13 protein-coding genes are annotated in these 12,795 nt (G+C 63.9%); 8 read left to right on the forward strand and 5 right to left on the reverse strand.

Annotation, left to right across the window (positions count from 1 at the left end):
- Positions 1-323: 323 nt before the first annotated feature.
- Positions 324-740 (reverse strand): secondary thiamine-phosphate synthase enzyme YjbQ, encoded by a 417-nt coding sequence (locus VJ307_04430; GenBank protein HJX73382.1) that lies wholly within the window; start codon positions 738-740, stop codon positions 324-326.
- 554 nt (positions 741-1,294) lie between these two features.
- Between VJ307_04430 and VJ307_04435 the strand changes: the two genes are divergently transcribed.
- The 3 genes from VJ307_04435 (at position 1,295) to VJ307_04445 (ending at position 4,274) form a co-directional block, all read left to right on the forward strand.
- Positions 1,295-1,861 carry a LemA family protein gene (locus VJ307_04435; GenBank protein HJX73383.1) on the forward strand — a complete coding sequence of 189 codons (567 nt, stop codon included), beginning with the start codon at positions 1,295-1,297 and terminating at the stop codon, positions 1,859-1,861.
- The gene (locus VJ307_04440) at positions 1,845-3,635 is read left to right on the forward strand and encodes a DUF2207 domain-containing protein (protein ID HJX73384.1); all 1,791 of its coding nucleotides are present in this window, start codon (positions 1,845-1,847) and stop codon (positions 3,633-3,635) included. The genes VJ307_04435 and VJ307_04440 overlap by 17 nt, the downstream gene beginning before the upstream one ends.
- 312 nt (positions 3,636-3,947) lie before the next feature.
- Positions 3,948-4,274: a secondary thiamine-phosphate synthase enzyme YjbQ gene (locus VJ307_04445; GenBank protein ID HJX73385.1), complete on the forward strand. Its 327-nt coding sequence runs from the start codon at positions 3,948-3,950 to the stop codon at positions 4,272-4,274.
- Positions 4,275-4,388: 114 nt separating this feature from the next.
- Here the strand turns inward: VJ307_04445 and VJ307_04450 are convergent, their stop codons facing one another.
- Both VJ307_04450 and VJ307_04455 read right to left on the reverse strand, forming a co-directional pair.
- Positions 4,389-5,342, reverse strand: coding sequence for a hypothetical protein (locus VJ307_04450; GenBank protein HJX73386.1), 954 nt, complete (start codon positions 5,340-5,342; stop codon positions 4,389-4,391).
- Between the two features lie 360 nt (positions 5,343-5,702).
- A complete protein-coding gene (locus tag VJ307_04455; GenBank protein ID HJX73387.1) occupies positions 5,703-6,767 on the reverse strand; it encodes a complex I NDUFA9 subunit family protein in 1,065 nt (354 codons plus the stop codon).
- Between the two features lie 94 nt (positions 6,768-6,861).
- Between VJ307_04455 and VJ307_04460 the strand changes: the two genes are divergently transcribed.
- From VJ307_04460 to VJ307_04470, 3 genes are read left to right on the forward strand one after another with little or no spacing between them, the layout of a single operon-like run.
- The gene (locus VJ307_04460) at positions 6,862-7,026 is read left to right on the forward strand and encodes an FmdB family zinc ribbon protein (protein HJX73388.1); all 165 of its coding nucleotides are present in this window, start codon (positions 6,862-6,864) and stop codon (positions 7,024-7,026) included.
- A 12-nt stretch (positions 7,027-7,038) separates the two neighbouring features.
- On the forward strand, positions 7,039-7,734 hold the full coding sequence (locus VJ307_04465; GenBank protein ID HJX73389.1) for a TIGR00730 family Rossman fold protein: 696 nt from the start codon (positions 7,039-7,041) through the stop codon (positions 7,732-7,734).
- Positions 7,735-7,774: 40 nt separating this feature from the next.
- Complete coding sequence (locus VJ307_04470; protein ID HJX73390.1) at positions 7,775-8,032, forward strand: glutaredoxin domain-containing protein; 258 nt, start codon at positions 7,775-7,777, stop codon at positions 8,030-8,032.
- Positions 8,033-8,173: 141 nt separating this feature from the next.
- Here the strand turns inward: VJ307_04470 and VJ307_04475 are convergent, their stop codons facing one another.
- Positions 8,174-8,974: an alpha/beta fold hydrolase gene (locus tag VJ307_04475; GenBank protein HJX73391.1), complete on the reverse strand. Its 801-nt coding sequence runs from the start codon at positions 8,972-8,974 to the stop codon at positions 8,174-8,176.
- Between VJ307_04475 and VJ307_04480 the strand changes: the two genes are divergently transcribed.
- Both VJ307_04480 and VJ307_04485 read left to right on the forward strand, forming a co-directional pair.
- Positions 8,943-10,715 carry an NFACT RNA binding domain-containing protein gene (locus VJ307_04480; GenBank protein ID HJX73392.1) on the forward strand — a complete coding sequence of 591 codons (1,773 nt, stop codon included), beginning with the start codon at positions 8,943-8,945 and terminating at the stop codon, positions 10,713-10,715. The two genes, VJ307_04475 and VJ307_04480, sit on opposite strands and share 32 nt — an antisense overlap.
- Positions 10,716-10,733: 18 nt before the next feature.
- Positions 10,734-11,801, forward strand: coding sequence for a hypothetical protein (locus VJ307_04485; GenBank protein HJX73393.1), 1,068 nt, complete (start codon positions 10,734-10,736; stop codon positions 11,799-11,801).
- Positions 11,802-11,852: 51 nt separating this feature from the next.
- Here the strand turns inward: VJ307_04485 and VJ307_04490 are convergent, their stop codons facing one another.
- Positions 11,853-12,581, reverse strand: coding sequence for a DUF72 domain-containing protein (locus VJ307_04490; protein ID HJX73394.1), 729 nt, complete (start codon positions 12,579-12,581; stop codon positions 11,853-11,855).
- Between the last annotated feature and the right edge of the window lie 214 nt (positions 12,582-12,795).

The following is a 12,795-nucleotide window of genomic DNA, read 5'->3' on the forward strand; positions in this document are numbered from 1 at the left end:
GGACGGGATATTCCTCACCAACTCCGTGCGGGGGTTGCTGCCTGCCCGGCTGGCGGGACGGGCCGCCGGGTCTCTCGCCGGATGAGAAGGGGGGCTGCATGAAAAGCTACCGGAAGGAATTGTGGTTCGCATCCCGCAGCGGATGGGGTTCGTCAACATCACCGCCGAGGTGGAGAAGTGCCTGCGGGAGAGCGGCGTCCGCGAGGGCTTGTGCCTCGTGAAGACGGGGTAACCCGTCTTTCTACTCGGAATATTCCGTGGAAATTGGCCGGTCAGGTTTGTATGAACATTGCATCATAAGAACGCAAAATTGCGTCTGCAAGTCATTCCCCGATTATTTTCACCAACACTCGCTTCCGTCGCCGTCCGTCGAATTCCCCGTAAAATATTTGCTCCCACGGACCAAAATCCAACTTTCCATTGGTGACGGCTACAACGGCTTCCCTTCCCATGATTGACCGCTTGAGATGAGCATCAGCATTATCTTCGCCGTTATTGTGTCGATACTGGGAGACCGGTTCGTGTGGAGCCAGTTTTTCAAGCCAAACATTAAAATCATGATGAAGACCGGACTCATCGTCATTAATGAAAACAGACGCCGTTATGTGCATAGCGCTTACGAGAATGAGTCCCTCTTTGATTCCGCTTTCCATGAGGCATCCTTCCACCTGCCCGGTAATGTTAATATAAGCCCGCCTCGTAGGCGTGTTGAACCAAAGTTCTTTCCGGAAGGTCTTCATCTGTTAACTCCTTCGGTTTCCGTCAGGATGCGATGATCATCAGCATGAAGCGGTACAATCATAATAAATTTTTTCCGACTTATTTCAATTTAATGACGCGATTTCCAACCGTCCATCCTTGAGACGCCATAGAGGTATATCTCGATTTATTTGGTCTTCGAGAACTGGAAGACATTGTGCACTGAACCCTCCCCGATTGACCTGCTTGCGTTTGATCCAGAGGAGACGTATCTGAAAGATTTACAACGGATATGACAGGCGTGGAGAAGAAGCGAAAAGGAAACCCGCTTCGCTATTTCATTTCCCGTACGCAAAGAGGGAAAGAAAGAAATCCGGAAGGGCCACACGCCTGTCGGGAGCGACCCTTTCCCCCTAAAAAAAACTCTCCCGCCCCTGGCATCACACGATAATCGTTGTTTTTCTTGAGAGTATCGCATGCCACATCGAACGGAACGTTTGACCACCCCCCTTATGTCTGTTACAAAGGCTGGAAACAAGGAATTTCCCCCCCAGCAGTGCGGTCGGGACGCCGGGGAGCTCCGGGAGGAAGATCCGTGCCGACGACGATCGGTTCGATCGGAGGGCTGGCCGTTACCGCGGGACTTTCCGGTTATCTCGTATGGCTCTACAACCGGCTGGTCCGGCTACGGAACCTGGTGCGCTCCTCCTGGTCGGACATCGACGTTTTTCTCAAGAAAAGGTACGACCTGGTGGGAAACCTGGTCGAGACCGTAAAAGGGTACGCCGCCCACGAGAAGACCACCCTGCTCGGGGTAACGGAGGCCCGGGCCAGGGCGATGCGGGCCGAGGGGCCGGGGGAGAAGGGGAAGGAGGAGACCGCCCTCGGCGAGACGCTCAAGTCCCTCTTCGCCGTGGCGGAAAGGTATCCCGACCTCAAGGCAAACGAAAGCTTTCTGGAACTGCAGAGGCAGCTTGCGGAACTCGAGAACGGGATCGAATACGCCCGCCGGTACTACAACGCAGTCGTTCGGGACTACAACACCGCCACCGAAACCTTCCCCTCGACGCTTGTCGCCTCCATTTTCGGCTTCATCCGGGAGGAGTTCTTCCGGCTCAAGTCTCCCGCGGAGCGGGAGCGGACCGATGTGCGGCTCTCCTGACCCGGAGGCTTCCGGAAGAGAGGGTAATTTCCGCGGTTCCTACACGCCGACACTTCTGCTCCTGCTTCCTCTCCTCCTTCTTGCCGTCTCTCCTCTCACGGCGCACGGGGAAGATTTCACCATCCGTTCCTTCCGTTCCGACATCGAGATCCGGTCCGATTCCTCCCTGCGGGTGATCGAGACTATCGAGACGGAATTCCACCGGCCCCGCCACGGCATCTACCGGGACATCCCCTTCCGGTACGTCGACGAGCTCGGGAAGAAGACCATCATGCCCCTCGAGATCGTCTCGGTGGCGGACCAGTTCGGCACGACCTGGAAAACCAAGGTCGGCCGCAGAGGGGGCTTCCTCCGGATCCGGATCGGCGATCCCGGCCTGTACGTCGACGGTCGGAAGGTCTACGTCATCACGTACACCGTGGAAAACTCGATCGGCTTCTTCCCGGACCACGACGAGCTCTACTGGAATGTGACGGGGAACGACTGGACCGCCGCGATCGGATCGGCCTCCGCGACCGTGACCGTGGCGAGCGAAGGCCGCTCCCTGGAGCTCAAGTCCCGCTGCTTCACGGGCCACCGGGGTTCCCGGGAGGAAGCGTGCACGGTCACCCGGTCCCACAACGGCGCAACGTTTCTCGCAAGCCGGGAATTCCGGGCCGGGGAGGGGATGACCGTCGTCCTCGGATGGGACAAGGGGGGCGTCCGCCCGGCTTCCGGCTGGAAAAGCGTCCTCTTCGCCCTCAACCTATCGGAAAACTGGGTGTTCCTCGTCCCCGTGGCAAGCCTCGGGCTCATGCTGGTCCTGTGGTACCGGAAAGGAAAAGACCCGGATCCGGGGGACCCTCTGGTGGTCTTGTACGCCCCGCCGGAGGAGGACGGCAGACCCCTGCTGCCCGCGGAGATCGGGGCGCTCTTCGACGAGCGGCTCGACCCGAGGGACATCACCTCTTCGGTCGTCGACCTCGCGGTGAAACGATACCTTTCGATCGAGGAACGGAAGTCCCCGGGCTTTTTTTTCGACAAGACCGACTACCTCCTGAAGAAGGAGAAAGAGCCCGACGAGGCGCTGCCTTACTTCGAGCAGATGCTGTTAAGAAGGCTATTCCGGGACGGCAGTCCCGAAGTGCGCGTCTCCGACCTGAAGCTCGAGTTCTACAAGAATCTCGAGGATCTGAAGAACGCCGCGTTCGGCGGACTGGAGCGGATGAGGTACTTCGCCGCCAACCCCATGAGCGTGAAATCGACCTACTTCATCACGGGAGGGGCGCTCCTCATCGGGGGAGGGCTCATCGGGTGGCTCGGGGAGAAGTTTACGGAGGGAGGGTCCCCCCACGCGGCCCTCGCATTCGCCCTTTCCGGGGCCGTTGTCATCCTCTTCGCCCCCTTCATGCCGGTGAAGACCCTGAAAGGGGTGAAGGCGCTGGGGAGGATCAAGGGGTTCGAGGAGTTCCTCCTGCGGGCGGAGAAGGACCGGCTCGAGCGGATGAACGACCCTCGCCTCTTCGAGAAGTATCTCCCCTATGCGATCGCCCTGGGCGTCTCTGACCGGTGGGCCAGGGCCTTCGAGGGGATCTACCAGGAGCCCCCCCGGTGGTACGTGTCCGGCGACGGCGTCACCACATTCCGGCCCTCCTCCTTCCATCGGTCCCTCGACACCGCCCTCTCGACCATGGGAAGCGCCATGGTTTCGGCGCCCCGGAGCAGCGGCAGCGGTTTTTCAGGCGGGGGAAGCTCCGGCGGAGGAGGAGGCGGAGGAGGCGGGGGGAGCTGGTAATAAATCCAGGCGGGGGGACCATGAACACAGGGAAGGTGCTTTCCGTCGTATTCGTCTGCCTGCTGCCGTTTTCCGTCCTTTATCCATCCGACTCCCCCGGGGTGTCGAGCAGCGGACCAACCTTTGGGACCATGGAGACGCGAAGCCAGAGATCCCAGTCCCCGCTCCCGTCGAAGCCAGGGGGGCCGCAGTCGGGCGCACGACCTGCCAGAACGATCGTGTTGCCGAACATCGTGGTCAAATGAAGCCCGGCCCGAGCGGCCCTCCAGCCAGCCCGTCACGCTTCCATACGATCTCCCACCGGCAGAACGATTGAGCCTGGACGATGGTGCAAGGCTTCTCAACGCGATGCACATCACCGCGTCGGTCTTCATCAACGGCGATGAGGGGGGGTTGCACCGGGATTACGCGCGATGGCTCGAGGAGCTGGCCCCCCACGAACCGGTCTCCCGCTATCTGCACAACCGCACGGGGGAGGACAACGGGGACGCGCACCTCAAGCGCCAGGTGATGGGCCGCGAGGTCGTGGTCGCCGTGACGGACGGGAAGCGCGACTTCGGGCCCTGGGAACAGATCTTCTCCGGGGAGTTCGACGGCCGCAGGAGGAAGCGGGTCCTCGTGAAGATCATCGGGGAGTGAGGCCCGTCACCCCGCCTGGTCCCCGACGGTCGCGGAGAGGGGCGGCATCCTTCCGATGGGGAACGTCGCAGGCGCGATTTCCCAAACTTGTCGCAGGATGTTTATCCGGGGATGTTACCGCCTGCGGAGAAGCAGGAGGGGGGAAAACAGGAGGAACAGGTACCCCGCGACGGAAGCCCCCGTGTCGCGTACCGCGCCGCCCGGGGCCATGACGCATCCCCCCGATGCCCCCGGTCCCGGGGCCTCGGCTGCCGGGGCCCCCGCCGGGAAAGCGACAAAGGCGTGGGTCTCCCCCGACGCCGTCGTCCCGGATCCGGCGACCTGCCCGAGGTCGTTCAGGGTTGCGGCTTCCGTGGCCGTCCAGCCGGGGAAGGTAAGGAAGTCATAAGTGGCGCCCGACCGCAGGAAAGATCGCCTGCCCTCCGGAGAATCGCCGTGCCCGGCCACCATCTCCCGGTTGTTGATCGCCGTGGCGCGCGACGAGGACCACCCGGAGGGGGTCATGGCGACGAAGAACGGGGCGGAATAGACGAACCCCTTGTCGACCCCGTCCTTTACGGAGGTGACCGCCACCCGTCCGTTTTCATTGATTCCGCGAGGGGCGACGTCGACCGTTCCGGGGGGCGTAAGGTCCTGATACCCCTTGTCGGGAAGGTAGAGGCGGGCGGCGCTTCCCGCGATCCCGACGAATTGCCGCGAGGAGTTCCCGGCCACCACCACGGTAAATCCGGGGAGGATCTCCAGCATGTCGCCCCGGGAAACGAACGCCCCGAACTCCCCGTTTCCGCCGATGGCGCCGTCCTCACCGACGTACGTGGCTTCCGAGTACCCCCACCCCGGCGTCGGGTCGCTGTAGGCCTGCCCGCGTAACACGAAGGCATGGCGGACGCCGTCTTTCACCATGGTCCCGGCAATCTCTCCGGCGTCGTTGATCCACGCGGCCCGCGCGCTGTCGGCCCCGGGGGGTAAAATCACCGTGATCTTTCCGGAAGACCAGAGGAATCCGCGCTCTCCGTCGGCCGTCGTCCCGAATCCGACCGCCTCCCCGCGCCCGTTGAGACACGTCACCCGGGACTCGATCCACCCCGGGGGATGGATATCGGTGTACGAATAGGACTCTCCCAAGGCGGATGAGGGGAATAGACCAAGGGAGAGAAAAAGGAGCAGGAGAAGCGGTTGCCAGGGGGTTGATTTTCGCACGTTTCCGATGAGTTTTCGCATAGTGCCTAATTCAAGAGCAAAATGCGGTCCAACTCCCGAAGAAAAATACAATTGATTTTATTGAGTTATTTCCTGAACGAAAAAAGAGCGCCGAAACAAAAGAGAATAATTTTACCTATTATTACTGGAGGCTAGGAAACATTTTTCCTATTCAGGGATTTCGGAATACATACTTTTGCCGATGGGTGAGAAAATTCGGGCTTGCGGTCAGGCCGCCACAGAGGATCGGGAATTCTTCTCCCCCATCCCGGGGGACATGCCGGCATCCCCGGTAATATCGCCTCCCCCTCCCGCGTTGCCGGTCCCATTCGCCTGGGCCAGGTATCCGGACAGGGGGAAAGGGGTCAGGCCAAACGCGGAGTAGTACGACCCGCTGTCGCATGTGTGCCCCGCGAGAAGCACATCGAGCATGTCCGCGGTGAGGGGGAATTTCTCGTACCGGGAGAAAAACCGCGCGGCACGCCGTATCCGCGGGACGGGGACGCGCACCTTCCGGGCCCGGACACCGGCCGCCGCCGCGATCCGGTCGACCAGCTCGTTGTACGTGAACCGCTCCGGTCCGCCGACGTCGAACGCGGTCGTTACCGTGTCGGGGCGGGCAAGACAGTCCACGATCCCCTTGACCACATCCCCGACGAACACGGGCTGCAGGAAGAACTCGCCGTCTCCCGGAACGGGGAGAACCGGGGTCCGATGCAATGCCCGCCCGAGCTCGCCGATGAACCGGTCCCCCGGGCCGAAGATCCCGCTCGGCCGGAAGATGGTCCAGGCAAGGCCGGACTGCCGGACGATCTCCTCCGCTCTCCCCTTCGAGTCGAAATATCCGCCGGTGCTGCCCGGCGCCGCCCCGAGGGCGCTTACGTGCACGAACCGGGGGATCCGCCAAAGCTTCGCCGCGTGCACGGCGTTCCGGGTGCCCTCCCCATGAACCTTCTCGAACGTGACGTCCTTTCCCGGGACCTCCCGGATGATCCCCGCCAGGTGCACGATCGCATTCGTGCTCTGGGCGGCGTTTTCCACGGACTCCCGGTTGGTGATGTCGCCCGGCGTCACCCGGCTCGCGCCCCGGATATCGTCGGGGATGGTTCCCTCGGAGCCGATCCGGACAAGGAGGCGGGGGAGATAGCCCCGCGCGATCAATGCGCGGCACACGTGCCTCCCGAGAAACCCGGTTCCCCCGGTGACGAGCACCTCCCGGTAATCCAGAAACGGCACCTTTTCCATGTCCATGAGATGCCTCGGACAGGCAGGGGATTCGACCCGGTCCCGCATCGCCTCCGCTTGCCTTTCGCCCCGGCTTTATGGCATGTAACAAGGGAGAGACCCGCTATTCATCGAACCCCCAATGCCGAACCAGGAGGAAGCCATGCCGACCTACTCCTTCGAATGCAGGAGATGCAAGAAAAAATTCCAGGAAATCCTCTCCTTCTCGGAATACGAGGAGGGGAAGCGAAAGTGTCCGAAGTGCGGAAGCAAGGACGTGTTCCAGGTCCTGGAGACCTTCTACGCCAAGACCTCGCGGAAGTCGTAGGGAAAAGACGCCGTGGAGGAGTTTGCCGGAGTCGAGACGTGGCGGGTGTTCCGCATCATGAGCGAGTTCGTGGAGGGGTTCGAAGCCCTCCGTAACGTCGGCCCGGCCGTCTCCATCTTCGGCAGCGCCCGGGCCCGGCGGAACGACTGGTCCTACCGGAACGCCTGCAAGGTGGCGGAAACCCTCTCGCGAAAGGGATACTCCATCATCTCCGGCGGGGGCCCCGGCATCATGGAGGCGGCGAACCGGGGAGCCCAGCGCGGCAAGGGGCTCTCCATCGGGCTCAACATCCTGCTCCCCGAGGAGCAGCGGGTGAACCGGTACCAGGACAAGTCCCTCCACTTCAAGCACTTCTTCGCGCGCAAGGTGATGTTCGTCAAATACGCCGCGGGATACGTCATCATGCCCGGCGGGTTCGGAACGCTCGACGAGTTCTTCGAATCGCTCACCCTCATCCAGACGGGGAAGATCCGCCGGTTCCCCGTCGTGATGATGGGGCAGGAGTACTGGGGCGGACTGCTCGCGTGGATGCGGACCACGATGGTCAAGAACGGGACGATCGCGAAATCCGACCTGGAGCTTTTCCACGTCACGGACGACCCGGTCCGCGCGGCCGCATTCATCATCCAACACCACCGGGACAGCATCCGGCCGGTCGGCGAGCGGCGGAAGAGGGATCTTCCCCCGGAGGATCCGCCCACCCTGTAGACGCCGGGGTTGGACAACCGTTGCGGGAAGGAGCAGCCGGATGGCGAAGAGGATCGTGATCTACACCACGTCGTGGTGCCCCGACTGCCGGGCGGCCAAGAAATTCCTCGCGTCGAAGGATCTGCCGTACGAAGAGATCGACATCGAGAAAAACCCGGACGCCGCGGAGATCGTCGTGAAGCTGAACGACGGCATGCGGAAGGTCCCCACGCTCGACATCGAGGGGACGATCGTCTCGGGGGATAAATTTCACCCGTCCCGGTTCGAGAAGGACCTGCGCGACGCGGGGGCCCTCTGACGCGTAACATCGGGGACGTTCTTAACCTTTTTTATGTCCGGGGCTGTGCGATCCCTTTTTCCCGGATGATTTTCCTCGGGGACTTCTCCAGGGGAAAAAGATTGAACATTATTTCATCCCGGATGTTCAACATTAAAAAGTTTAAGAACGTCCCCGCAGGAAAGTAACCACCTCCCGGTTGAACTCTTCCGCGTTCTCCGCGAACAGGCGGTGAGGAGCCCGGGGAAGGAGGACGAGCTTCGCGCCGGGGATGCGCCGGGCGATGCGGCGTGAATTCTCCGGCGGCACCAGCCTGTCCCCGTCTCCGGCGATCACCAGCGTCGGCGCCCGGATCGTCCCGAGCCGGTCCCACGCCGAATGTCCCACGGCCGCCGCCATCTGCGCGGCGTGCCCCTCCGTGGAAACCGGCTTTCCCAGCCTTCTTCGGACGAACGCCTCGATCTCCTCCGGGTGACCGCGCCGGTACTCTTCCGAGTAGAAGAAGGGGATCACCCGCCGAATCTCCTCCTCCGGGTCGTCCCCGGGAGAGCGGACGAACGCCCGAAGGGTCTCGGGGTCGGGCCGCACCGATCCCTCCCCGCCCGGGGCCGTGCACGCCAGCACGAGCCGGAGCACCTTCCCCGGGTGACGCAGCGCGACTTCCTGGGCGATCATCCCCCCCAGGGACACGCCGAGGACGTGCGCCCGGTCGATCTCCAGATGGGTCAGGAGGGCCGCCGCGTCGTCGGCCATCTGCGCCGTGGAATAGGGCCCGGGGGGGGTATCGCTGCCGCCGGTCCCCCGGTTGTCGAACGCGACGACCCGGAAGAGCCGCCCGAACGCGGAGAGCTGAAAGAGCCACTCCGAGCGGTCGCTCCCCAACCCGTTGATCAGCAGGAGCGGGTCTCCCCCCCCTTGCGTTTCGTACTGCATGCGGAAGCCGGGGGCCCGGGTGTGCGGCATCGCCTTTTCCTTCCTTCCTCATCTCCGGCGGGGCGCCGTTCCCGACCGGGCGTCCATTCCCTTCCCGGGATGGGAGTACAATACCATCACGATGGATGCGTTCCTCCTGAAACGGATCGTGGCGGAAGCATCGGAGCGCCTGCGGGGCGCGCTCGTCTCCCGGGTCTATCAGCCCCAGGACCGGGAGATCGTCCTGACGCTTTGGACGGGCCGCGAGGAACTCCGCCTCCTGGTTTCCGCCCACGCGGAGCTGTGCCGCCTCCACTTCACCACGCGTCGCATCCCCAACCCGCCTTCCCCCCCGCGTTTCTGCCAGTACCTGCGGCGCCACCTGGCCGGGATGCGTCTTTCCGGGATCGCCGTCGTCTCCTTCGACCGGCTGGTCCGGATGGAGTTCTTCTCGGAGCGTCCCGATGCGGTCCACGACCGGACGGTCCTGTTCGCCGAGCTGTACGGTCGCCACGCCAACCTGATCTACGTGGGAGCCGACGGTCTCATCCTCGAACCGCTCCGGACGGTCTCCCCCGAAGAAAGCCGGATCCGGGAGGTTGCCCCGGGGATCCCGTACCAACCGCTTCCCAAGCCCGGGCGGATCTTCCTCCCTGAGGTCACCGAGGCGGACGCGGAGCGGATCTGGCCGATGGGTTGGGAGGGGCTGGCGCGGGTTCTTCAGAGGGAGGTTTCCGGCCTGGGACAGGAACTGGCCCACGAGGCGGCCGGCCGCGGGAGGAAGAGCGCCGCCGACCTGTTCGCGGCGTTGCGGGAACTGGTCCGTCGCTACGAAGAGGACGACTTCTCCCCGGGAATCGGCATCCTTCCCACGGGGAAGAAGCGGATCCTCCCGTTCCCGTGCCCGGAAGCGGGGTTCGTCGAATTTTCCCTCGCCCCGTCGGCGAACGAGGCGGCGGACCTCTATTACGGGGAGATCGCGAAAAACCTCGAGGATGCCGTTCTCCGGCAACAGATCCAGTCCCGCCTGTCCGCGCTTCTCAAGAAAGAGCGCCACAAGCTCGAGAACGTGGGCGGCGACGAGGAGCGCCTGAAGGAAGGCTTGAAGGGGGGGGAGCACGGCGAGACGCTCAAGGCGAACCTGGTCTCGCTGCGCAAGGGGATGGCCGAGTTCCGCGGGATCCCCCTCGACCCGGCGAAGACCCCCGTGGAGAACATGACCCGGTACTTCCGGCTGCACAAGAAGGCGAAACGGGCGACGGAAATCGTGCGGAAAAGGAAGCGGGAGGTGGCCGAGTCGGTCTACTATCTCGAGACGCTCGAGGCGCAGCTTACCGAAGCGTCGACCCGGGAAGAGATCGTGGCCGTCCGGCAGGAGCTGTCCGCCTCGTTCGCTCCCCGGAAGCCGGCGAAAAAAACACCGGCGGCGGTCAAGGCGAAGGCCGTGCCTCCCCAGGTGGAGGAGATTTCCTTCCGCGGGCACACGCTGCTCATCGGGAAGAACAACCTGGGGAACGACCGGATCGTGAAGGAGCTTTCGGCCCCCGACGACCTGTGGCTGCACACCCAGGGAATCCCGGGAAGCCATGTCCTGATCAAGCGGGCGCCGGGCAGGGAGGTGCCGGACGAGGTGCTGGAGGAGGCCGCGCGGCTCGCGGTCCTCCACAGCAAGGCGAAAGGATCGCGCAACGTCCCGGTGTTCCTGGCGGAGTCGCGGCACGTCTCCAAGTTCAAGGGGGCGAAACCTGGGCTGGTGCGGATCGCGAAATACCGGACGATCAACGTGCGATAATTTCAAAAGGAGGTCCGCATGGCCGCTCCCCTCACGACAACCGTCATCGGGTCGTACACCGTACCCGACTGGTACCCCGCCCTGCAGGAAGCCGTCGCGGCCGGGAAGCTTCCCCCGGAGGCGTTCCGGGACGCCAAGGCCGTCGCCGCCCGCGCCGCCGTCAAGGACCAGGAGGCAGCGGGGGTGGACGTGGTGAGCGACGGGGAGCTGTTCCGCCGCGACGACAATCGGTTCGGCCCCCCGAATGCGATGATCAACTACTTCGCGGGGAAGATCCCGGGCTTCTCCGGGGAGCTTCGCCCCCGGACCGGCGTCACCCCCGTGGCGCCGAATGCGGTATTGCCGTCACCGGTGGTGGCGGGGCGTCTCACGCCCGTGCCCCTCGGGCTCGTGGAAGAACTATCCTTCCTCCGCCAGACGACCAACCGGCCGGTGAAGATCGCGATGACAGGGCCGCATATGTTCGCCCGCGTCGCCTGCGACGAGTATTACCGGAAGCCGGAGGCGCTGGCCATGGACATGGCGGCGGTGATCAACACGGAGCTGCGGCGACTGGACGAAGCGGGCTGCGACGTCATCCAGCTTGACGAACCGATCCTCTGGTTCCTCGCCGACGACCAGCCGTGGGGCATCCTGGCGATCAACACCTGCTTTCAGGGGGTCAAACGCGCGAAGAAGGCGCTCCACGTCTGCCAGGGGAACTACAACCCCGACCCTTCCGCCCGCAGGGGAATCCGGATCTTCCCCGCCGAGTTCGCCGCGATCCTCCCGGTGATCAAGGGGGCCGAGGTCGACGTCGTTTTGATGGCCTTCGCCTCGCTGAGGGTGGAGGACATCACGGCGCTGAGGAATTTCCCGGAAGGGAAGTCGCTCGGCGTGGGAGCGGTCGACGTGCAGAGCCACCGCGTGGAGACGCCGGGGGAGGTGGAGAAGACCATCCGCCGCGTCGCCGCGGTCGTTTCGTCCGAGCGGCTCTGGGTGAACCCGGACTGCGGGCTGAACCACCTTCCCCGGGACGTAGCCTTCGGGAAGCTTGGGGCGATGACGGCTGGGGCGAGGCTCGTCCGGGAGGCGCCTGCCGCATAAGAGCCGTCGCGCCGAGGCCTGGGGAGGAGGTTCTCCCCGGCGGCCGGAGAATCAATCCCGGGACAGGATCTCCTGGAGCTGAAGGGCGTTGCGGGCCGCGAATCCTTCCTGGTCGTTGTCGAAGTAGCAATGGACCCGCCCCCCCTGCGCGGCCCAGGCCCGCGCTTTCCGCGCCCACCCGGCGAGCGTCCCGGCGTCGTAGAGCCCCCGGCAGGGGCCCGCAGGACCGTGGAGCCTGATGTAGGCGAAGTCGGCCGTGACCTCCTCGGGGGAAAGCCTGCCCCCCAGGTCGTAGATGCAGAACGCGGCGCGGTGGCGGGCGAGTTCCTCCCAGGCGGCAGGGGTGAACCAGCCCGGATCGCGGAATTCGAAGACGTACCGGAAATCCCCGCTCAACGCGCGAAGGAACGCCGTGAACCGCCCGGGGTCGAAACCCCACCTCGGCGGAAGCTGGAAGAGCACGGGGCCGAGCTTGTCCCCCAGCACCGCGATCCTTTGGAAGAATGGGGGAAGGGTTTCCTGCGGGTCGCGAAGCTTCTTCCGGTGCGTGATGAAGCCGCTCCCCTTGACGGCGAAGACGTCCGGGACGCAATCCCGCCATCGCGCGAGCGTGCGCTCCTCCGGCAGCCGGGAGAAGGTGCTGTTGATCTCCCCCGTGGGAAAACGACCGGCGTAGAACGGCAGATACCGTTCGGCCGGCAGGTCCGTGGGATAGAAGGGTCCCTTCCCGTGGCGATACGACCCGCCGGACGCGCCGATGAGAACGGCTTCATCGCGCATCTTTTCCTTGTCCCGGCGCATCGACATAGATACAACCCTCTACCATCCCGAGGATACCGATGGCCCGGTTCGACGCCGACTACGTTCCCCCTTCCGCGATGACGATCTTCGCCCACTCCGACGACGCCGAGTTCATCGTATCGGGCACGATCGCAAAATGGGCCCGGGCCGGCTGCGAAGTGACTTTCGTGGTTATCACCAGCGGCAACGTCGG

The organism is Candidatus Deferrimicrobiaceae bacterium, assembly GCA_035256765.1.
Taxonomy (GTDB): Bacteria; Desulfobacterota; Deferrimicrobia; order Deferrimicrobiales; family Deferrimicrobiaceae; genus CSP1-8.

Excerpts from the sequence above, each read along its gene's own strand:
- VJ307_04430 (HJX73382.1), bottom strand. The coding sequence starts at position 740 with ATGAAGACCTTCCGGAAAGAACTTTGGTTCAACACGCCTACGAGGCGG.
- VJ307_04440 (HJX73384.1), top strand. The coding sequence starts at position 1,845 with ATGTGCGGCTCTCCTGACCCGGAGGCTTCCGGAAGAGAGGGTAATTTC.
- VJ307_04455 (HJX73387.1), bottom strand. The coding sequence starts at position 6,767 with ATGCGGGACCGGGTCGAATCCCCTGCCTGTCCGAGGCATCTCATGGAC.
- VJ307_04460 (HJX73388.1), top strand. The coding sequence starts at position 6,862 with ATGCCGACCTACTCCTTCGAATGCAGGAGATGCAAGAAAAAATTCCAG.
- VJ307_04470 (HJX73390.1), top strand. The coding sequence starts at position 7,775 with ATGGCGAAGAGGATCGTGATCTACACCACGTCGTGGTGCCCCGACTGC.
- VJ307_04480 (HJX73392.1), top strand. The coding sequence starts at position 8,943 with ATGCGGAAGCCGGGGGCCCGGGTGTGCGGCATCGCCTTTTCCTTCCTT.
- VJ307_04475 (HJX73391.1), bottom strand. The coding sequence starts at position 8,974 with ATGCCGCACACCCGGGCCCCCGGCTTCCGCATGCAGTACGAAACGCAA.
- VJ307_04485 (HJX73393.1), top strand. The coding sequence starts at position 10,734 with ATGGCCGCTCCCCTCACGACAACCGTCATCGGGTCGTACACCGTACCC.
- VJ307_04490 (HJX73394.1), bottom strand. The coding sequence starts at position 12,581 with ATGCGCGATGAAGCCGTTCTCATCGGCGCGTCCGGCGGGTCGTATCGC.